Consider the following 19,090-nt stretch of genomic DNA (forward strand, 5'->3'; position numbering starts at 1 on the left):
GAGCGATCCGGCTGCCGATGCGACTGACGTACGTCATCGCGCCGGAGTCGCCGTCACCACATGCTCTGCTGCGCGCCGCGTCAGGTTCGGCACACGACAGAGGAGCAACAACAAATGGCACATATCGTCATCATGGGTGCAGGACTCGGCGGCACTCCCGCCGCGTACGATCTGCGCCGCGAACTGGGGCCTGAGCACAAGGTCACCGTGGTCAACAGTCAGGATCACTTCCAGTTCACCCCTTCGAATCCCTGGGTTGCCGTGGGCTGGCGTACCGGCCCCCAGATCATCGTGCCGCTGGCCGAACCGTTCAAGCGCAAGGGTATCGACTTCATCGCCCAGGCAGTCACCAGCATCGACCCCGAAGGCAACAAGCTGACGCTGGCCGACGGCGCCACCCTGAATTACGACTATCTGCTCATCACCACGGGCCCCAAGCTCGCATTCGAGGAAATTCCGGGGCTCGGACCGCACGGCGGCTTCACGCAGTCAGTCTGCACCACCCCCCACGCCGAAGAGGCCTGGGTCGCGTACCAGAAGTTTCTCGACAATCCGGGGCCGGTCATTGTCGGCGCTGCACAGGGTGCAAGCTGCTTCGGCCCCGCTTACGAAACCGTGATGATCATTGATGCCGACCTGCGCAAGCGCAAACTGCGGCACAAGGTACCGATGACCTTCGTGACCAGCGAGCCGTATGTCGGTCACATGGGGCTGGGCGGCGTCGGCGACTCCAAAGGCATGCTGGAATCCGAGCTGCGCCAGCGCCATATCAAGTTCATCACCAACGCGAAGATTCTCGGTGTCGAGGCCGGCACCATGAACGTCGCCGAGCACGACGCCAAGGGCCAGCAGACCGAAACGCATGCGCTGCCGTTCGCCTACAGCATGATCATTCCGGCGTTCAAGGGCGTCGATCCGGTCGCCGCCGTGAAAGAAATGTGCAATCCGCGCGGCTTTGTGATGATCGATCAGCATCAGCGCAATCCGAAGTATCCGAACATCTTCTCGGCTGGCGTCTGCGTCGCGATTCCGCCGGTGGAAGCCACGCCGGTCCCCACCGGCGCGCCGAAGACCGGCTACATGATCGAATCGATGGTCACCGCGATCGTCGAGAACATCAAAGCCGACATCGAAAAGAAACCAGCCACCGCCACCGCCACCTGGAACGCGCTGTGCCTCGCCGACATGGGTGACACCGGCATGGCCTTCATCGCACTGCCGCAGATCCCGCCGCGCAACACCACCTGGGCCAAGAGCGGCAAGTGGGTGCATTGGGCCAAGGTCGGATTCGAGAAGTACTTCATCAGCAAGATGAAGTCGGGCAACACCGAGCCGTTCTATGAGAAATACATCCTCAAAGCGATGGGCATTGTCCGACTGACGGGCAAGCACTAGCGAGGCACACTACCGGTATGCCTGCCTCCCCAGACAGCCTCGCTCCACGCAATTTCGGCACCGGCCGGATGTGGAGTGATGCTCTGGGGCGGCGCCATACCGGCGCGGTATTTCTGCTGCTGGCACTGTGCACGAGTCCAGTGAATGCAACAGGCGCGGAGCCTGACGCAGCAACCTCTGCCAGCGTCGCTGCCATGACGTCGGCACCCACCGCGCCTGCCGATACACGGCCGTCTCAGGGAAGCGAGCTGTCGGCTCAGCTCGGCAAGCAACTCAAACAGACCTTGCAGTCGGCCATGGCCGACGGTGGACCGGTCGCCGCGATCGACGTCTGTCAGCTGCAGGCACCGGCGATTGCCGCAACCATTGCGACGCCCGGCATCCACGTCGGTCGCACTGCCTTGCGTGTGCGCAATTCCAACAACGCGCCGGACCCGGCGCAGATCAAGATCCTGCAGGACTTCGAGCGCCGACTCAGCGCAGGCGAGTCCGCCGAGACGATCGAGCAGTTCGACAGCGCCGACGACGGCAGCGCGCGCTACATGAAGGCGATCGTCACACAGCCGTTGTGCACCACCTGCCACGGCACCGAATTACCCCCTGAAATTGCTGCGGCCATTACGCAGCGCTATCCAAACGACGCAGCGGTCGGCTTCGCGCCGGGCAGTCTGCGCGGCGCATTTGTTGTCGAGTGGTCGTCTTCGCAATAGACCACGGTTGAGGTCCGCTTCATGAGTACTGCACGCCAAACCAAATGGCGGGCTCAGCTGCGTCAACAGATCGGCTGGACTTTGCTGATCAAGTTGATGGCACTGATCGCGCTGTGGGCTCTGTTCTTTTCGCCCGAGCACCGCGTCGCTGTTTCTGACGACAGCGTACAGAGCCTGCTGATCCCCGCTGCTCCTTCCCCCGCCCCTTCACCCGGAGTGTCCGATGACTGACATGACCGTGGTCGACCTGTCACGACTGCAGTTTGCGCTGACCGCGCTGTACCACTTCCTGTTTGTGCCCTTGACGTTGGGTCTGTCGCTGCTGCTGGCGATCATGGAAAGCGTCTACGTCATGACCGGCCGCGACATCTGGCGCCAGATGACCAAATTCTGGGGCGTGCTGTTCGGCATCAACTTCGCGATGGGCGTGGCCACCGGCATCACGATGGAGTTCCAGTTCGGCACCAACTGGGCCTACTACTCGCACTACGTCGGCGACATCTTCGGCGCACCGCTGGCGATCGAAGGCCTGATGGCATTCTTCCTCGAATCGACCTTCGTCGGCCTGTTCTTCTTCGGCTGGGACCGCCTGTCGCGCGTCGGCCATTTGGTCGTGACCTGGCTGGTGGCGATCGGCTCCAATCTGTCCGCGCTGTGGATTCTGATTGCCAACGCCTGGATGCAGAACCCGGTCGGCTCGGAGTTCAACTTCGAGACCATGCGCATGGAGCTGACCTCCTTCGGCGAGGTCATCTTCAATCCAGTCGCGCAGTCCAAGTTCGTGCATACGGTGTCGGCCGGCTATGTCACCGGCTCGGTCTTCGTGCTCGCCGTCAGCGCGTGGTATCTGCTCAAGGGCCGCAACATCGAGTTCGCCAAGCGCTCGATGACCGTGGCGGCTTCGTTCGGTCTGGCCTCGGCCCTGTCGGTCGTGGTGCTGGGCGATGAGTCCGGCTACACCGCGAGCGAAAACCAGAAGATGAAGATCGCCGCCATCGAGGCCGCGTGGGAAACCGAGCCACCTCCGGCGGACTTCACGCTGGTTGGCATCCCGAGTCTCGAAGACCGCAAGACGCATTACGAGGTCAAGATTCCGTACGCTCTGGGCCTGATCGCGACACGTTCGATCGACAAGGAAGTCCCCGGCATTCTGGAACTGGTCGGACACGCCGAGAAGCGCATCGCGTCCGGCATCGTCGCGCACGAGTCCCTGCAGGAGCTGCGCAGAAATCCGGACGACGCGCAGGCGCGGGCCACCTTCGACCAGCACAAGGACGATCTCGGCTACGGCCTGCTGCTGCTGCGCTATACCGACAACCCGGCCACCGCGACGCAGGAACAGATTGATCAGGCTGCGTGGTCGACCGTGCCCAACGTGCCGGTGCTGTTCTGGGTATTCCGCCTGATGGTCGCCCTGGGCTTCTACTTCATCGCGCTGTTCGCCGTCGCATTCTGGTTCGCCTCGACCCACCGCCTGCAACGCCATCGCTGGTTCCTGAAGGCGGCGCTGCTGACCCTGCCGCTGCCGTGGATCGCGGCCGAGCTGGGCTGGATCGTCGCCGAGTACGGGCGTCAGCCATGGTCGATCGAAGGCGTGCTGCCGACCTTCCTCGGCGTCTCACCGGGAACGGCCACTAACGTCGCACTCAGTCTCGCTGGCTTCGTGCTGTTCTACACCACGCTGGCGATCGTCGATGTGTTTCTGATGACGCGTTCGATCCGCAAAGGACCGGACGGTCTCGGCCATTGGCCCGCTGGAGCCGACCCCACCACCCCGACTGCCGTCCCGGCGCACTGAACGGAGATCGATCGATGTTCGACTACGAATTTCTACGGGTGATCTGGTGGCTGCTGCTCGGCGTGCTGCTGATCGGTTTCGCCGTGATGGACGGCTTTGATCTGGGTGTCGGCGCACTGTTCCGCTTCGTCGGCAAGACCGACGACGAACGCCGCGCGTTTCTGGAAACGATCGAACCGGTGTGGGAAGGCAACCAGGTCTGGTTCATCCTCGGTGGCGGCGCCGTATTCGCCGCGTGGCCGTTGCTGTACGCCGCGTCGTTCTCCGGGCTGTATTTCGCGATGCTGCTGGTGCTGATCGCACTGATTCTGCGGCCCGTCGGCTTCGTGTTCCGCAACAAGCTGACCGACCCGCGCTGGCGCAATGTTTGGGACTGGGCGCTGTGCATCAGCGGCGCGCTGCCGTCACTGCTGTTCGGCGTCGCCTTCGGCAACCTGTTCCTCGGCCTGCCATTTCACATCGACGACATCGCACGCCCGGTCTACACCGGTTCGTTCTGGGGCCTGCTGCATCCCTTCGCCCTGCTGGTCGGCGTGGTCAGCCTGTCGATGCTGCTGATGCACGGCGGCAGCTATGCCGCGCTCAAGGCCGGCGAACCCATGGCCCAACGTGCACGCACCGCGGCGCAGCTGTTCGCCGTACTGCTGATCGTCAGCTTCAGTGCCGCGGGTCTGTGGCTGGCATTCGGCATCGACGGACATCACATCGTCAGCACCATCGATCCTCGCGGGCCGTCCAATCCGCTGCGCAAGTCGGTGGAGCTGGTTTCCGGGGGCTGGATGCAGCTGATGTCCGACTACCCACTGGCGTGGCTGGCCCCGATCGCCGCCTATGCCGGCGCCCTGCTGACCATCGTCTTGCTGCGGGCACAACGCGACGGCCTGGCCTTCATCACCAGCGCGCTGGCAGTCTCCGCGGTGGTACTGACCGGCGGGCTCGGCCTGTTCCCGTTCCTTATGCCGTCATCCACCGATCCGGGACATGGCCTCACGATCTGGGATGCATCGAGCAGCCGCCTGACCTTGGGCATCATGCTGGTGATGACACTGATCTTCGTGCCGATCATCCTCGCATACACGACGTGGGTGTTCCGGGTGCTGCGCGGCCGCGTCACGCTCGAACACATCCGCAACAGCAACCACTACTGAAGGAGGCGCACACCATGTGGTATTTCGCTTGGATACTGGGGCTTGGGCTGGCCGCCACCTTCGCCATCCTCAACGCGATGTGGCTGGAAGTGCAGGCCTGTCAGGATGAGAACGCTGCGTTGAATGCCGATGCGCAGTCCGCGCAGCGCCAAAGATAATGCAGTTGCCCGGCCCTTCCGTTCAGCGGAGAGGCCGGGCTGTTCGGCCCCGCGGGCGCGGGCAAGCCGCGATTCCCGGGCGTCATCTTTACTATCGAGCAGCCGATCTGGCTGATCGCGACACCTTCGCCGTGGTCGACTCGCTCCCTTTCATCTGGAGCTCCTCGTGACCGCGAATTCCCCCACATCCCTACTCTCAGCCGCCGAGGTTGGCGCCCTGCTCGAAGCGCTGGACGACGAATATCGCGCTTGGGCGACCTACGACCAGGTCATCGCCGACTTCGGCCCCGAACGCCCCTTCATCAACATTCGCGATGCCGAAGCGCGGCATATTCAAGCGCTGCTACCCCTGTTCGAACGCTACGGCATTCCGGTCCCGAACAATCCGTGGCGGGGAAAGCTTCCCCACTACCCCGATCTGCAGAGCGCCTGCGCGGCCGGGGTCACCGCCGAAATCGAAAATGCAGCGCTGTACGACCGTCTGAATGCCGCCACTACCCGCCCGGACATTCTTGACGTCTTCGCACGGCTGCGCGATGCATCTCAGGAACGCCATCTGCCCGCATTCCAGCGATGCGCCGAACGCCGCGGCGGCGAAGGTGCCGGCAGGGGCCAGGGACGGCGCACGCACGGCCACGCCGAGCGCTGCCGGGCGCACACCAGCCCAGAGAACAATCAATAGTTTTTATAAATTAGAATATGCTAAATTAGTCATTAGACATGTACAGGAGCTGTTGCGTATCGTTCTCACATGCCACAGAGGCATCAACCCGAACGAAGGAGCTACCCCGATGAACGACGCAACCGCACCCCGCATGCCCGGCCTGAACCAGCCGGCCCCCGACTTCAAAGCACCGACCACCCACGGCGAAAAGACGCTGGCCGACTACAAGGGCAAGTGGCTGGTCCTGTTCTCGCATCCGGCCGACTTCACACCGGTGTGCACCACCGAATTCATGGCCTTCGCGCAGCGCCAGGGCGAGTTCGCCAAGATCAACTGCGAACTGCTCGGCCTGTCGATCGACTCCACCCATTCGCACGTTGCCTGGACGCGCAACATCAAGGAGAAGTTCGGCGTCGAAATCGGCTTCCCGATCATCGCCGACCTGTCGATGAATGTCGCCACGGCCTACGGCATGATCCAGCCGGGCGCGTCCGACACGTCCGCAGTCCGGGCGACCTTCCTCATTGACGACAAGGGCATTCTGCGGGCGATGATCTACTACCCGATGTCCAACGGACGCTCGATTGACGAGGTGCTGCGTCTGGTCAAGGCATTGCAGACCTCGGACGCCAACGGCATTGCCACGCCGGAAGGCTGGCAGCCGGGCGACAAGGTCATCGTGCCGCCGCCGAAGACCGTCGCAGAAGCCGAGAAGCGCATGAACGAAGGCTACGAGTGCGTCGACTGGTACTTCTGCAAGAAGTCGCTGTAACCCCGCAACAACAACGCTGATGCCCGACATCAGGCGCAACAGGGACGCCCGGTGCGATTCACCATCACACCGGGCCATCCCCCAAACTCTTGAGTTCAAGGAGCCCGAAACATGATCTTCCGACAGCTGTACGACCACACGTCGAGCACCTACACCTATCTGCTGGCACGACGCCACGGCGGCGAAGCGCTGATCATCGATCCGGTCAAGGAAAAGCTGCCCGAGTATCTGCAGCTGATCCAGCAACTCAAGGTCAAGCTGGTCAAGGCCATCGACACGCATACGCATGCCGATCACGTCACCGCACTTGGCGACCTGCGCGAACAGACCCAGTGCGTAACCCTGATGGGCGAATACACCAAGGCCGAGTGCGTATCCGCACGCGTGCGCGACGGCGAAGTGATCGACGTCGACGGCCTGCGCCTCGGCGCCCTGTATACGCCGGGCCACACCGACGAATCCTTCAGCTTCGTGCTGAACCCGGACCGGCCCGAAGCCGTGTTCACCGGCGACGTCCTGCTGATCCGCGGCACCGGCCGCACCGACTTCCAGGCAGGTGATCCGGAAAAATCCTGGGACTCGATCGTCAACAAGCTGTTCAAGCTGCCGGACGACACCCTGGTTTATCCGGGCCACGACTACAAAGGCTGGACCGTCTCGTCGATCGGCGAAGAACGTCAGTACAACCCGCGCCTCGCCGGCAAGACGCGCGAGGAATACGTGCAGATCATGCAGAACCTGAACCTGCCCAACCCCAAACTGATGGACATCGCCGTGCCGGCCAACCTCGCCTGCGGCAAGGTTCGTCAGGCCGCCTGATCCCCTCCTCCTTTGAACACACAGCGTAAATTTTCCATGAGCTCACCCCTGCTGCAGTACGGCCTCATCACGTTCGCCGTCATCGCCTTCTTCGTCTGGAAGAGCGGCGTCTTCAGTGATCGCCCGACCGCCGCCGCAGTCAAAGCGCAGTACGAACAAGGCACCGTTTTCGTTGACGTACGCAGCCGTGGCGAATGGCAGGCCGGCCATCTGCGCGGCGCCGTGCATCTGCCGCTGGACCAGATCAGCGCCAACGCCGCACGCGTCCTCCCCGACCGCGATCAGCCGATCGTGATCTACTGCCAGTCCGGCTCGCGGTCCGTCAGCGCTGAACACATCCTGCAAAAACTCGGCTACACCCAGGCCGTAGCGATGCGCGGTGGTATCGGTTCGCTGGCGCGCGCGGGCTATCCCCTGGTGAAATGAGATCAACACCCCATGACGCAGCCCGTCGCACCGGCACCCCTTGACGCCGATTTCTGGGAACAGCGCTATCAGAGTCAGCAGACCGGCTGGGATCGCGGCGACGCCAGTCCGGCGCTGCAGCAATGGCTCGCCGCGGACGCGCTGCCGCCAGGACGCGTGCTCGTTCCCGGCTGCGGTCGTGGCCATGAAGTCGTCGCCCTCGCGCAAGCCGGCTACGTCGTCACAGCGGTTGACCTCGCACCCAGTGCAATCGAAGCCGTCGCTGAAAAACTGCGCCAAGCCGGCACGCAGGCACAGCTGATCCACGCCGACCTGCTGCAATGGACGCCGGAGCAAGCCTTCGATGCCGTCTACGAACAGACCTGTCTGTGTGCGCTGACGCCCAGCCTGTGGCCGGCCTACGCCGCACGGCTCGCACTGTGGGTCCGCCCCGGCGGCACGCTCGCCATCCTGTTCATGCAAACCGGCCGTGACGGCGGCCCGCCGTTTCACTGTGCCCTGCCGCGCATGCACGAACTGTTTGATCCCGAGCTCTGGGAATGGCCTGAAAAAGATGACCGACTGACGATCAAACATCCCAACGGCGGCACCGAACTCGGCTACCGGCTAACGCGCCGCAGCTGAGTCTGATCCGAACTGTCTTGCTTCAAACAAACGCCCCGCACCGCGGGGCGTTTTCGTTCTGATCTTGCGCACCTGATAAAGCGGGTGTTCAATGCGATCAAGCAAAGAGCGTTCGCTCCGCAACGGACCGCGCCCACCAACACATCGCAAAGGTAGGGAACCCCGACGATGCAACCGCTGACGGAAACGCCATCAAGACTCCAACTCGTGGAGAGACGAAAGGGTGTGCTTCAAGACTCAAGATCAGAAACAGCGCGAACACGCGCTGGAAAAATGAAAACCATCAGCCGATGATCCTGCGCGTTCGTGCGTGTGGGTTTCTCTACAGGCTGGTTGGGCGTCTCAGAGAAATGGGGATAGTAATGCGATACGTGCTGGTGGCAGTTCTCGGCCTTCTTTTCTCAAGCTGCGCGACACAAGCGACGATGACCATCTACTCCCAGCCCCCTGGTGCATACATTACCGAGATTGGCACTGAAATGGCGCTTGGAATTGCCCCGGTTGTCTCTTACTACAACGAGTCGGCCTTGCGAGCCAATCGCTCTGATGCACAGGGCTGCTATCTGATAAAGGGCTTCGAGGCACAGTGGGTAAGCGGTGCAAGAGCTGCAAGCACAGAGGCGATTCGCCTCTGCAAAGGCACAACGAATAACTACATTTGGACCATAACCCGAAACTCCGATGATCCAGGCCTAGACAAAGATTTGCAGTTCGCTTTGCAGATTCAAACTCTGCTTACCCAGCAGCAACAGGCACAGGCTGCGCAGGATGCCGCGGCCGCTGCCCTTATTGGAGCATTCTCAGCTGCTCAGCAAGCAGACGCCCCGATGCGTTGCAGGTCATATTCTGTCGGCAATACGGTGCAAACGAATTGCAAGTGAGATGAACTGATGAGAGTTACAACCGGATTCATGCTCTATGTGGAAGGCAAACCCACGAAAGTCAGCCCAACCCTGAAAGAGGCGAAGGAACAGGCAGCCGCTTATCTGCCCGCTGGTGTTCCTTTGAAGATCGAAAGCCATGTAGCACCAGCGCCGAGTCAAGCGTGGAACTACGACCACACCCTGCAGCAGTGGGTGGAGCAACGGTAGCCCGAGTAGCACGCGTAGGGCGGATCACTGATCCGCCTGCCGCGAAAAATCAGTCGGCTGTTGTTCGCTTCGGCATGCAAGAGGTTCTACCCCGATGGTGAACTGCTGATCTCGGATACCGGCTTTCTCCGGTACCGGCTCCGTGCTCCATACCTCACCGCACGCACGATAGGACGCAGAATCCAGCGATTACGTCAGGACCCGCAGGAACAGCCGCACTCGTCTTCGGAAAGCTACCGGCTCCGGCGGCGCCAGCGTCCCATCAAGCGACGCCGCCACCGCGGCATCCGGATCCGCGAAGCCATTCACGACGGCCTCGACGCCACGGACGCTCAGCTGGCGACGCACGCCGTCTCCCATGCTGCCGCTGATGAGCACATCGACTGCATCCAGTGGATGGGGATTAGTCGCCGCGGTTTCGTGCATGCACTGTTCCTTGGGCAGGTCCAGTAGCGTCTTGCCGGTGACCGTGCCATCGCTGCCGATGTCGCAAGTCCAGAAGCGACGACAGCGGCGGGCCTGGTCGGTGACTTCACGGCGGTTCTGACTGGTGACGGCAATCTTGATAGCGACGCTCCGCGGACGACTGAAACGTTTCGCGGGAAAGGCGGCCTCATCAGTGCCAGCCTATACGCACCCATGCACTCGGCATTGACCCTCATTAGCAGCCACCGTGGATCGGGAATCTTTGCCGCCCTCACCTGATCTGCTGTCACCAGCCCGACGGTCGGCTCAGGGCATCTCGACCCAACGCGAAACGAACCTTCGCACCCGCGGAACGAGAACGAAGATCATCGGCGCGGCGATGCAATACGCGACGGCAAACGCGTGACGCCACTGTGTCGTGAAGTCTTCCGTCAGCCCGACGTTGACGTAGGTGACCACGCCGGTCATGAAAAACGCCATCAGCGCCGCCATTAGCGCGGAAAACACCAGATGAAAATACTGCGGCGGCAGCTTGCGCCGCACTGGCTGCTGCATGCCCGCGTTCATGCGCGCGGGGCGAAGGTTTCCCACAGCACCTGACCGAGCATCAGTACGGCGACGATGCCCATGATCACGGCAAAACCCTGCTGCAATCTCGCACCCGCAACACGCTTGGCGAAGCGCCGCCCGGCGAGCATGCCGATCACGGCGCCGATCACGAACGGCAGTGCCACCATCACCGGCAGCTCGCGGCCGTGCAGCAGCGCAATCAGCACGGTGCCGGCGCTGGTCAGGCTGATGGTCATCAAGGAAGTGGCAACGGCGGCGTGCATGCTCATGTCACTGATCGCGCGCAGCGCCGGCACGATGACGAAGCCGCCACCGACGCCGAGCATGCCGGACAGAAAGCCGGTCATGCCGCCGGTCCCACTGACGGCGGCGAAGCAGCTGCGCGTCCACGAGATCCGGCCGGTTTCTTCCCGAATCTTGCAGACCGCGCCAGCGTCCCCGGCTGCGCTGCCGCCGACATCGGCGCGCACGACCGACGCTTCAGCCGGGTTCTGCCGCGCGCGCAGAAACATGCGCAGCGCAACGATCACCAGGACCGCGGCAAAGATGCCGCTGAGCCACTGCACCGGCAGGCGATCCGCCGCCGCCAGCCCCAGCGGCGCGAACAGCAGACCGACCACGGACATCAGCATTGCGGCGCGATAGCGCACGACGGCGACATCCCAGGCGGTGACGGTCCCAATACCGGCCGACATCGCCACCGCCAGCAGCGCCACCGGTGCGGCCTGCGGCAGGGTCCAGTTCAGGCCCCACATCAATAGCGGGACTGCGAGCACGGAACCACCCGCGCCGGTGAGTCCGAGCACCAGGCCCACCACGCTTCCGAGCACGACCGCGATTGCGGATTCGATCACCTTGCGACTCCAACCCACCGGTGCGTCGTTTTGCTGCGCCGTTGATGCATATCAATGGCAAACGGTCCGGATTCGATTATTTAGATGTATCTAATATAGTGGTTGCCCCATACGGAAACAATAACAGCGGGCGCAATCGAGCATTCCATCTGTCGGAGGATTCAAAGATGAAACCCGAGGTGACCGCGTTTTACGACCCCGCCACATTCACGATCAGCTATGTCGTGCGTGAACCCAATGGCAAAGCCTGCGCCATCGTCGATCCGGTGCTCGACTACGACCCCAAGGCTGCCCGCACCTCCACCGGATCCGCCGACGCCATCATCGAGTTCGTCGAGGGCAACGGCCTGCAGGTGGAATGGATTCTGGAAACGCATGCGCACGCCGATCACCTGACCGGCGCACAGGTTCTGAAGGAACGGCTTGGCGGACGCATTGCCATCGGCGAGCACATCCGCACCGTGCAGAAGGCGTTCGCGCCGCTGTTTGATCTGGGCGCGGACTTCCCCACCGATGGCTCGCAGTTCGATCAGCTGTTTGCCGACAACGACACCTTCAAGGTCGGCGCGGTTGAGGCCAGGGTGCTGCATACGCCGGGCCATACTCCGGCCTGCGTGACCTACGTGATCGGCGACGCGGTGTTCGTCGGCGACACGCTGTTCATGCCGGACTACGGCACCGCGCGTGCGGACTTCCCCGGCGCCGACGTGCGCGTGCTGTACCGCTCGATTCGCCGCATCCTGGAGCTGCCTCCAGAAACGCGCCTGTTCATGTGCCACGACTATCAGCCGGGCGGACGCGCGCCGCAGTGGGAAACCACGGTGGCGGCCGAACGCAGCGGCAACGTCCTCGTGCACGAGGGCGTCGACGAGGATGCCTTTGCCGCCGTGCGCAGCGAACGCGACCGCAAGCTGCCTGCACCGGTGCTGATCCTGCCGTCACTGCAGGTCAACATCCGCGCCGGGCGTCTGCCGGAGCCCGCGGCCAACGGTATCCGCTATCTGAAGCTGCCGCTGGATCAGCTCGGAGGACGTGCGCGCCGGGGGTGATTCGCGGGCGCTTTCGTGCTGCAATGTCGGCTGACCCTTTGAACCGTTTCGACGGATTGGCCGACGATGATTCCGAGTACCCAGCCGCAGGCGGAAACGCCGGATATTTATGACGTGCGGGATTTCGAACGCGAGGTGCTTGAGCGCTCGCGGCAGATTCCCGTGCTGGTCGATTTCTGGGCGCCATGGTGCGGCCCGTGCAAGGCCCTGGGCCCGGCGATCGAAGCCGCCGTGCGCAAGTTCAAGGGTCGCGTGGTGCTGGCCAAGCTCAATACCGACGAGCAGCAGGAATGGGCGCAGCGCTGCGGCATTCGCGGCATTCCCAACGTCAAGCTGATCATCGACGGCGGCATCGTCGACGAGTTCTCGGGTGCGGTGCCGCAGTCGCAGATCGAACAGTGGCTGCAACAGCGCCTGCCGCAATCCGAAGCCGATGTCATGGCCGACATCGACGCGCTGCTCGCGGAAGGCCATGTGGCCGACGCACGGGCGCTGCTGACGCAGATCGCCGAGCATCCGCAGGCACCGCCCGGAGCCTGGCTGCGTCTGGCACGGCTGCTGTTGTTCGAAAATCCGGCCAGCGCGCAGCAGTACCTGCAACGCATTCCGGCCGACGCGCCCGAAAATGATGCTGCGCAGGCGATGCTGCGCGTGCTGAAGTTTGCACGCAGCGGTGAACGCGCCGCCGCGCTGGCGGAATCACCGGCACGCGCGCCCTACCTCGAAGGCGCCCGGCTGCTCAGCGGCGGCGATATCGAAGGCGCGATGACGCAGCTGATCGAAGCGGTGCGGCTCGATCGCAAGTTCGAGGAAGACGCCGCGCGCAAGGCGCTGGTGGATCTGTTCGACTGGCTCGGCTCCGCGGATGAGCGCACGCGCGACTTCCGCCTGCGCCTGTACGATGTACTCTGAACCCTGCTCCCTTGCCTGAGACGTCCACCATGTCGGCCCCGCAGATCGCGCTGTACACTTCGCCCACGCCCAACGGCCACAAGGCCTCGATCATGCTCGAAGAGCTGAACGTGCCGTATCAGGTGATCCCGGTGAATCTTGGCCGTGGCGACCAGAAGAAGCCGGAATACGTTGCGCTGAATCCCAACGGACGCATCCCCACCATCGTCGACCTCACCGCGGACAATTTCCCCGTGTTCGAGTCCGGCGCGATCCTGATCTATCTGGCCGAGAAGTACGGCCAGTTGCTGCCGACCGAGACCAAGGCGCGCTCGCGCGTGATTCAGTGGCTGATGTTCCAGATGGGCGGCGTCGGCCCGATGCAGGGGCAGGCCAATGTGTTCTTCCGCTACTTCCCGGAAAAGATCCAGCCGGTGATCGACCGCTACCAGCACGAGACCCATCGGCTGTACACGGTGCTCGACACGCAGCTGAAGGATCGCGAATACCTCTGCGACGAGTATTCGATCGCCGATATCGCCAACTTCACCTGGGTCAACATCCACGCCTGGGCTGGCGTCGCCATCGACGACCTGCCGAACCTGTCAGCGTGGCGCGACCGCATCCGTGAGCGCCCCGCGGTTCAGCGCGGACTGGCCGTGCCCGGCGATGTGCCAGCGCCCGACGTGGTCAAGATGGCGCAGACGATGCTGCAGCGCTGAGCCCAGCTGCGCCGACAGGATTCGATCGCGTTTGCTGCTGCAGTCTGCTGTGAGGGTCGCCTCGCCCTGACGAGGTCTTTCCGAGCGTTCCGCAATGTCTGAACCGCATCCGCGCACGACACCGCGTTTTGTGCCGTCGAGGCTTGGCCACAGGTGGGCCGCATGAGCGCCATCACGCAGTTGCTGGCGCGGGCGTCCGGCGGCGATGCCCATGCAGTCCAGCAGGTGTATGCAGCGCTGTATCCCGACATCCGTCGCATCGCCCGCGCGCGGCTGGCGGAAGCCAATGGCGTCACCGATCTGAATACCACGGCGCTGGTGCACGAAGGCTTTCTGCGCATGGCGGAGAACGAGGGCTTGCGCGGCGTCGAGCGGATTCAGTTCTTCGCCTACGTGGGGCGCGCATTGCGCTCGGTCGTGCTGGATCATCTGCGCGCACGCGCTGCCGAAAAGCGTGGCGGCGGTGTGCAGATGGTGACCTTGTCACATGCAGACGAAGCCCCGGAGGCCTCGCCGCTGGGCCACGATCTGGCCGCACTGGATGGCGCGCTGGAACAGATGCGCGGCCTGGACGAGCCGCTGAGTCAGACCGTCGAGATGCACTTCTTCGCCGGCATGACCATCGTGGAAATTGCACAGGCCCGGGAGGTGTCAACCCGGACCGTGGATCGCGATCTGAAGAAGGCGCGTCTGCTGCTGGCTGAGCTGCTGGCGCATTAACTCCAGTGCGGCCCGCCCCACTCGCGCGTCGCAATGCTGTCGTCATTTCCCGCGTAATGCCGTCTATTCCTGCAGATACGGGTGGCGTCCGATGCCCCAGCAACGAATCAGGGAATCCAGGGTCGTGATCAAGCCTGAGGACTGGGCAAAGTGGTCGGTGCTGCTCGACGAAGCGCTGGAGCTTGATGCTGCGGCACGACCCGCGTGGCTCGCTGCGCTGCGGCTGCGCGACGCGAGCGCCGCCGACGCACTGTCGCGGCTACTGCAACGCGAGAACGGGCTGACGGACGCTGCCGCCGAGCTGCTGCAGTCGCCTGCGCCGGGCACCGCACGCGCCGACTACGACCGCGCGCTGGGTGCGCTGTTGAGTGCCGGCGACCCCGAGCAGGCCGCCGTCGCCGGCCAGACTTTCGGTCCCTGGCAACTGATCCGGCGTCTGGGCAGCGGCGGCATGGGCGACGTCTGGATGGCGCAGCGCAACGACGCGCTGTATCAAGGTCAGGCGGCGATCAAACTGCTGTCCGCCAGCGGCGATACCCGCCGACTCAATGCACGCTTTGCCCGCGAGCGCAGCCTGCTCGCGCGGCTGAACCATCCCGGCATCGTGCGCCTGCTCGACGCCGGCGTCAGCGACGACCAGCCGTATCTGGTGCTCGAATATATCGACGGTTCGACGCTGCTCGACTATGCGCGACAGCATGCGCCGAGCGTGGCCGAGCGGGTGCGGCTGGCGATCGCGATCGGCCGCGCGGTCGAGCACGCGCACAGTCATCTGATCGTGCATCGCGACCTGAAACCGTCCAACGTGCTGGTGACCGCCGACGGCCAGGTGAAGCTGCTGGACTTTGGCATCGCGGCCTTGATGGATGACGACGAATCCACCGGACTGACACGGCAGTACGGCCGCGGCCTGACCTTGGACTACGCCGCACCCGAACAGATCGCCGGTGAAGCCACCGGCGTCGGATGCGATGTCTATTCTCTTGGCGTGCTGCTGTTCGAACTGCTGTCCGGCAGCCGGCCCTTTCGCGGCGAGCGTCCCGGACGCGCCGCGCTCGAATACGCCGTGCTGCATCAGGAGGCGCCGCGGTTGTCCCGCGCTGTTTCCGGTGCCACGCCTGCAGACAAGGCGATGGCGCCAAGCGATGCCCATCTGGTTTCGGGCGATCTGGAAGCGATCGTTGCGCAAGCACTGCGCAAGGCGCCGGAGGACCGCTATCCGACGATCGCGGCGCTGGTCGCCGATCTTGAGAACTGGCGGGCGCACCGCCCGGTGTCGGCACGGCCCGGCGCCTGGCGCTATCGCTCGCGGCTGTGGCTGCGTCGTAACCGCCTGCTGGCGACACTGGCCGCGGCGGTCATCGTGTCACTGTCGGCGGGCTTGAGCGTGGCGCTGAGTCAGTGGCACGCGGCGCGTGCGCAGACCGCCCGCGCGCAGGCGGTGAGCCGCTTCATGTCAGACCTGTTCGTCGCCGCCGACCCCGAACGCACACGGGGCGAGCAGCTGACCGCGCGCGAACTGGTTGATGCCGGCGCACAGCGCCTGATCGGCAGCGATATCAACGACCCGGAAATCCGCGCCCAACTCGGCGCCGCGCTGGGCAGCACTTACGTTTCGCTGAGCCGCCCCGATCAGGCGATTCCCGTACTGAGCGATGCGCTCGCCAACGCCGTCCTGGCGCACGGCGCAAACGCGCCGGACAGTGCGCATCTGGAACTGCTGCTGGCAAAAGCGGAATTCCAGGACGAGCAATACACCACCGCAGCGTCACGCTATGACCGCGCGGTCCCGGTGCTCGAAACCGCCGGCCTGGGCGCCAGCGAAGACGTCATACTCGGCCGCAACCTGTGGGCCTACGCACTGGCCAAACAGGGCGACTTTGAGCGTGCCGACCGCATCATTGCCGAGACGCGTGCGCGCGTGCTGTCGGTGTATGGCGACACGCACTGGCTGTACGTCGAGACCGTCAACGATACCGCGACCCTGGCGACGATCCGCGGCGACTGGAGCACGGCCCGTACCCAGCTGGAATCGATCAGCACGCTGATGCTGACGCCGCCGGTTGGCCACCGCCAGGACGCCCTGACGATGCGCCTGAATCTGGCCAACATCCTGGCGCGCACCGGCAGTCTCGATGCCTCCCTGGCGATGCTCGGCCCGGTGGTACGCGACTACACCGACCTGCTCAGCGCCGACGCCAATCAGACCCTGGTCGCACGCTGGTTTCTCGCCGACACGCTCAAGCGCACCGGCCAGTACGCCGCCTGCGCCGATGAGTACAAAGCCTTGGCCGAAGCCCGCCAGCGCATCTCCGGCGAGACCCATCCGCTGACCGTCGACGTGATCTCCAAGGTGGCGATGTGCGAGCGTCTGCTGGGGCACCGTGATCAGAGCCGGGCCTGGGCACAGCGCGCACTGGCCGCCCTGCCGGTCAGCGACGATCCGCCGCAACGCACGGTACTGCGCATCAGCTCAACGCTGGCGTCGCTGGCTCTGGACGACGGCAATCCGCAGGTCGGCCTGCCGCTGCTGGAACGGATCGACCGTCTGCTGGCTGCGCTGCATCTGGAAACCCGCGATGACATGGTCTGGTCCGCCGTGCTGCACGCCTATCAGCAACTGCGACTTGGCGCCCCCGCGACCGCACTGCGCGAGTATGAATCAGCCCGGACCCGCGCCCCCGCGCCGATGCAGACGCTGACGCCACTGGCCTACCACGCGTACCTGCTGGCGCTGGCCGGCGACCTGCCCGCTGCACGGACGCAGCTGGCTGCGGCGCGCAGCACCGCCGCTGAACATCTGCCGGCGACGCATCCGATTGCCCTGAGCTTGAACTATGTCGCCGCCCTGATCGACGGCGATGCCGCCGCGCGAGCGGCGGCGCTGGCCGCCTTGCAGGCCTCGTTCGGGCTGGCCCCGACACTGCCGCTGTCGCCGTTCTGGTTCGGCCTGATCTGAGGTCGAGCGGGCAAACCCACGCCGAATCACCGGGACTGAAGCGCCGCACGCGACGCTCGAATCTTGAATGTCGACATCGGTGTCGTGTTCTTCGCACCAACCGCGTCTATCCAGACAACAGACAGCATTGTCGGAGGCGCACCCGTGTTCCAGAGTTCCAGCACCCGCCCGTCATTGGCTACGGCCGCACGCGCGATCAAGCCGAATAAACGGGTCCAGGCCGGTACGCTGCTGGCGTTGCTGTTGACGTTATCGATCCCTGCGGCCTGGGCCGACGGCACGCCGGTCCCGGCACAGGATCTCCCGGGCCTCAGCGATCCGCCCGGACTGCAACGCTACAAGGGCGCGACGCTGTTCCTGCGCGAGGATGTCGAATTCGACGAACTGCGCCTGCCCACCGGTCCGGCCAAGAATGGACGCACGCCGGATGACTTCGTCGATCTGCTGGCGCTGAACCCGGCGTCGTTCGTGCTCGCTTCAGGACAACGCAGCCGGCTGATGTACGCCATTCCGGCGCAGCGCTCCGGGCTCGAAGTCATCCGCAACTATCAGACGCAGTTGAGCGCAGAAGGCTATGAGCCGCTGTTCGAATGCGCGGCCGAGGCCTGCGGCGACGGCATCGATGCGTATGCGTCGGAGAGTTCGTCCACCTTCGCTAATTTTCTGTATCCGCAGGATCAGTGGCGCGCCGCCGAATCGTCACCGCAGGGCTGCGCCGCAGGCCTGACGATCAAGAGCGTGCGCTACGCGGTGCTGAAGAATCCGCAGAGCGGCGATGTTGTCGCGATCTTCTTGCATAACCCGGCAATCATGTCGGTGTACTGCGACGAGCCCGGCTGGGCCGCACGCATGATCGCGACGGTGGTGCTGATCAAGCCCAAGCCAATCGAGCAGGCGATGGTCTCCGTCGGCGCTGACGAGATGCGCACGTCGATTGCGGAGACCGGAAGGGTGGCGCTGTACGGCATCCTGTTCGACACCGCCAAAGCCGAAATCAAACCGGAGTCCAAACCGGCGCTGGACGAGATCGCGAAGCTGCTGAAGTCCGATCCGACGCTGAGCCTGCACGTGGTCGGACACACCGACAGCGAGGGCCAGTTGCAGGCGAACTTCGATCTGTCGAAGCGCCGCGCAGAGGCGGTCAAGTCGGCGCTGATCACCACTTACGCCATCGACGCCAAACGCCTGACCGCGAACGGTGTGTCGTCGCTGGCACCCATCGCCACCAACCAGACCGACGCAGGGCGTGCCAAGAACCGCCGCGTCGAGCTGGTGCCGTTCTGATTGCGGAGAA

The 19,090-nt window shown here is 64.0% G+C and carries 22 protein-coding genes; 19 read left to right on the forward strand and 3 right to left on the reverse strand.

The window, feature by feature from the left end:
- Nucleotides 1-114 precede the first annotated feature (114 nt).
- The 13 genes from E4T66_RS11690 to E4T66_RS11750 all read left to right on the forward strand — a co-directional run bounded on the left by E4T66_RS11690 (nt 115) and on the right by E4T66_RS11750 (nt 9,605).
- Complete coding sequence (locus E4T66_RS11690) at nt 115-1,395, forward strand: NAD(P)/FAD-dependent oxidoreductase (protein ID WP_136849221.1); 1,281 nt, start codon at nt 115-117, stop codon at nt 1,393-1,395.
- Between the two features lie 17 nt (nt 1,396-1,412).
- Nucleotides 1,413-2,105, forward strand: a complete 693-nt coding sequence (locus E4T66_RS11695) for a Tll0287-like domain-containing protein (protein WP_211242882.1) — start codon at nt 1,413-1,415, stop codon at nt 2,103-2,105.
- 21 nt (nt 2,106-2,126) lie between these two features.
- Nucleotides 2,127-2,336 (forward strand): cytochrome oxidase putative small subunit CydP, encoded by a 210-nt coding sequence (cydP, locus tag E4T66_RS11700; RefSeq protein WP_136849222.1) that lies wholly within the window; start codon nt 2,127-2,129, stop codon nt 2,334-2,336.
- Complete coding sequence (locus E4T66_RS11705; RefSeq protein WP_136849223.1) at nt 2,329-3,903, forward strand: cytochrome ubiquinol oxidase subunit I; 1,575 nt, start codon at nt 2,329-2,331, stop codon at nt 3,901-3,903. The genes cydP and E4T66_RS11705 overlap by 8 nt, the downstream gene beginning before the upstream one ends.
- A 14-nt stretch (nt 3,904-3,917) precedes the next feature.
- A complete protein-coding gene (gene cydB / locus E4T66_RS11710) occupies nt 3,918-5,051 on the forward strand; it encodes a cytochrome d ubiquinol oxidase subunit II (RefSeq protein WP_136849224.1) in 1,134 nt (377 codons plus the stop codon).
- Nucleotides 5,052-5,065: 14 nt separating this feature from the next.
- Complete coding sequence (gene cydX / locus E4T66_RS11715; protein WP_136849225.1) at nt 5,066-5,209, forward strand: cytochrome bd-I oxidase subunit CydX; 144 nt, start codon at nt 5,066-5,068, stop codon at nt 5,207-5,209.
- Nucleotides 5,210-5,375: 166 nt separating this feature from the next.
- Nucleotides 5,376-5,891, forward strand: a complete 516-nt coding sequence (locus E4T66_RS11720; RefSeq protein WP_136849226.1) for a ferritin-like domain-containing protein — start codon at nt 5,376-5,378, stop codon at nt 5,889-5,891.
- Nucleotides 5,892-6,000: 109 nt separating this feature from the next.
- Nucleotides 6,001-6,645 (forward strand): peroxiredoxin, encoded by a 645-nt coding sequence (locus E4T66_RS11725; RefSeq protein ID WP_136849227.1) that lies wholly within the window; start codon nt 6,001-6,003, stop codon nt 6,643-6,645.
- A gap of 111 nt (nt 6,646-6,756) precedes the next feature.
- Nucleotides 6,757-7,464 carry an MBL fold metallo-hydrolase gene (locus E4T66_RS11730; RefSeq protein ID WP_136849228.1) on the forward strand — a complete coding sequence of 236 codons (708 nt, stop codon included), beginning with the start codon at nt 6,757-6,759 and terminating at the stop codon, nt 7,462-7,464.
- Nucleotides 7,465-7,500: 36 nt separating this feature from the next.
- Nucleotides 7,501-7,890 (forward strand): rhodanese-like domain-containing protein, encoded by a 390-nt coding sequence (locus E4T66_RS11735; RefSeq protein WP_136849229.1) that lies wholly within the window; start codon nt 7,501-7,503, stop codon nt 7,888-7,890.
- A gap of 12 nt (nt 7,891-7,902) precedes the next feature.
- Nucleotides 7,903-8,514 carry a methyltransferase domain-containing protein gene (locus tag E4T66_RS11740; RefSeq protein ID WP_136849230.1) on the forward strand — a complete coding sequence of 204 codons (612 nt, stop codon included), beginning with the start codon at nt 7,903-7,905 and terminating at the stop codon, nt 8,512-8,514.
- Nucleotides 8,515-8,876: 362 nt separating this feature from the next.
- Entirely contained in the window at nt 8,877-9,395 is a 519-nt protein-coding gene (locus E4T66_RS11745; protein WP_136849231.1) for a hypothetical protein, read from the forward strand.
- A gap of 30 nt (nt 9,396-9,425) precedes the next feature.
- Entirely contained in the window at nt 9,426-9,605 is a 180-nt protein-coding gene (locus E4T66_RS11750) for a hypothetical protein (protein ID WP_211242883.1), read from the forward strand.
- 189 nt (nt 9,606-9,794) lie between these two features.
- Here the strand turns inward: E4T66_RS11750 and E4T66_RS11755 are convergent, their stop codons facing one another.
- The 3 genes from E4T66_RS11755 to E4T66_RS11765 form a co-directional block, all read right to left on the reverse strand.
- Entirely contained in the window at nt 9,795-10,031 is a 237-nt protein-coding gene (locus E4T66_RS11755; RefSeq protein ID WP_136849233.1) for a NifB/NifX family molybdenum-iron cluster-binding protein, read from the reverse strand.
- 306 nt (nt 10,032-10,337) lie between these two features.
- Nucleotides 10,338-10,586: a DUF2798 domain-containing protein gene (locus tag E4T66_RS11760; RefSeq protein ID WP_136849234.1), complete on the reverse strand. Its 249-nt coding sequence runs from the start codon at nt 10,584-10,586 to the stop codon at nt 10,338-10,340.
- 8 nt (nt 10,587-10,594) lie between these two features.
- Nucleotides 10,595-11,455, reverse strand: coding sequence for a sulfite exporter TauE/SafE family protein (locus tag E4T66_RS11765; RefSeq protein ID WP_211242884.1), 861 nt, complete (start codon nt 11,453-11,455; stop codon nt 10,595-10,597).
- Nucleotides 11,456-11,622: 167 nt separating this feature from the next.
- Between E4T66_RS11765 and E4T66_RS11770 the strand changes: the two genes are divergently transcribed.
- The 6 genes from E4T66_RS11770 (at nt 11,623) to E4T66_RS11795 (ending at nt 19,080) form a co-directional block, all read left to right on the forward strand.
- Nucleotides 11,623-12,504, forward strand: a complete 882-nt coding sequence (locus tag E4T66_RS11770) for an MBL fold metallo-hydrolase (RefSeq protein WP_136849235.1) — start codon at nt 11,623-11,625, stop codon at nt 12,502-12,504.
- A 66-nt stretch (nt 12,505-12,570) separates the two neighbouring features.
- Nucleotides 12,571-13,416, forward strand: coding sequence for a tetratricopeptide repeat protein (locus E4T66_RS11775; RefSeq protein WP_136849236.1), 846 nt, complete (start codon nt 12,571-12,573; stop codon nt 13,414-13,416).
- Nucleotides 13,417-13,445: 29 nt separating this feature from the next.
- Nucleotides 13,446-14,117 (forward strand): glutathione S-transferase family protein, encoded by a 672-nt coding sequence (locus E4T66_RS11780; protein ID WP_136849237.1) that lies wholly within the window; start codon nt 13,446-13,448, stop codon nt 14,115-14,117.
- Between the two features lie 162 nt (nt 14,118-14,279).
- Entirely contained in the window at nt 14,280-14,837 is a 558-nt protein-coding gene (locus E4T66_RS11785) for an ECF-type sigma factor (protein ID WP_136849238.1), read from the forward strand.
- A gap of 124 nt (nt 14,838-14,961) precedes the next feature.
- Nucleotides 14,962-17,796 carry a serine/threonine-protein kinase gene (locus tag E4T66_RS11790; protein ID WP_169577589.1) on the forward strand — a complete coding sequence of 945 codons (2,835 nt, stop codon included), beginning with the start codon at nt 14,962-14,964 and terminating at the stop codon, nt 17,794-17,796.
- A gap of 144 nt (nt 17,797-17,940) precedes the next feature.
- Nucleotides 17,941-19,080: an OmpA family protein gene (locus tag E4T66_RS11795; protein WP_136849240.1), complete on the forward strand. Its 1,140-nt coding sequence runs from the start codon at nt 17,941-17,943 to the stop codon at nt 19,078-19,080.
- Nucleotides 19,081-19,090: the final 10 nt, after the last annotated feature.

Origin of the sequence: Sinimarinibacterium arenosum (assembly GCF_005047655.1) — a bacterium.
GTDB lineage: Bacteria > Pseudomonadota > Gammaproteobacteria > Nevskiales > Nevskiaceae > Solimonas.

What these genes read in the sequence shown, in the direction of transcription:
- E4T66_RS11690 (WP_136849221.1), top strand. Translation starts at nt 115, where the DNA reads ATGGCACATATCGTCATCATGGGTGCAGGACTCGGCGGCACTCCCGCC.
- E4T66_RS11695 (WP_211242882.1), top strand. Translation starts at nt 1,413, where the DNA reads ATGCCTGCCTCCCCAGACAGCCTCGCTCCACGCAATTTCGGCACCGGC.
- cydP (WP_136849222.1), top strand. Translation starts at nt 2,127, where the DNA reads ATGAGTACTGCACGCCAAACCAAATGGCGGGCTCAGCTGCGTCAACAG.
- E4T66_RS11705 (WP_136849223.1), top strand. Translation starts at nt 2,329, where the DNA reads ATGACTGACATGACCGTGGTCGACCTGTCACGACTGCAGTTTGCGCTG.
- cydB (WP_136849224.1), top strand. Translation starts at nt 3,918, where the DNA reads ATGTTCGACTACGAATTTCTACGGGTGATCTGGTGGCTGCTGCTCGGC.
- cydX (WP_136849225.1), top strand. Translation starts at nt 5,066, where the DNA reads ATGTGGTATTTCGCTTGGATACTGGGGCTTGGGCTGGCCGCCACCTTC.
- E4T66_RS11725 (WP_136849227.1), top strand. Translation starts at nt 6,001, where the DNA reads ATGAACGACGCAACCGCACCCCGCATGCCCGGCCTGAACCAGCCGGCC.
- E4T66_RS11730 (WP_136849228.1), top strand. Translation starts at nt 6,757, where the DNA reads ATGATCTTCCGACAGCTGTACGACCACACGTCGAGCACCTACACCTAT.
- E4T66_RS11735 (WP_136849229.1), top strand. Translation starts at nt 7,501, where the DNA reads ATGAGCTCACCCCTGCTGCAGTACGGCCTCATCACGTTCGCCGTCATC.
- E4T66_RS11740 (WP_136849230.1), top strand. Translation starts at nt 7,903, where the DNA reads ATGACGCAGCCCGTCGCACCGGCACCCCTTGACGCCGATTTCTGGGAA.
- E4T66_RS11745 (WP_136849231.1), top strand. Translation starts at nt 8,877, where the DNA reads ATGCGATACGTGCTGGTGGCAGTTCTCGGCCTTCTTTTCTCAAGCTGC.
- E4T66_RS11750 (WP_211242883.1), top strand. Translation starts at nt 9,426, where the DNA reads ATGCTCTATGTGGAAGGCAAACCCACGAAAGTCAGCCCAACCCTGAAA.
- E4T66_RS11755 (WP_136849233.1), bottom strand. Translation starts at nt 10,031, where the DNA reads ATGCACGAAACCGCGGCGACTAATCCCCATCCACTGGATGCAGTCGAT.
- E4T66_RS11760 (WP_136849234.1), bottom strand. Translation starts at nt 10,586, where the DNA reads ATGCAGCAGCCAGTGCGGCGCAAGCTGCCGCCGCAGTATTTTCATCTG.
- E4T66_RS11770 (WP_136849235.1), top strand. Translation starts at nt 11,623, where the DNA reads ATGAAACCCGAGGTGACCGCGTTTTACGACCCCGCCACATTCACGATC.
- E4T66_RS11775 (WP_136849236.1), top strand. Translation starts at nt 12,571, where the DNA reads ATGATTCCGAGTACCCAGCCGCAGGCGGAAACGCCGGATATTTATGAC.
- E4T66_RS11780 (WP_136849237.1), top strand. Translation starts at nt 13,446, where the DNA reads ATGTCGGCCCCGCAGATCGCGCTGTACACTTCGCCCACGCCCAACGGC.
- E4T66_RS11785 (WP_136849238.1), top strand. Translation starts at nt 14,280, where the DNA reads ATGAGCGCCATCACGCAGTTGCTGGCGCGGGCGTCCGGCGGCGATGCC.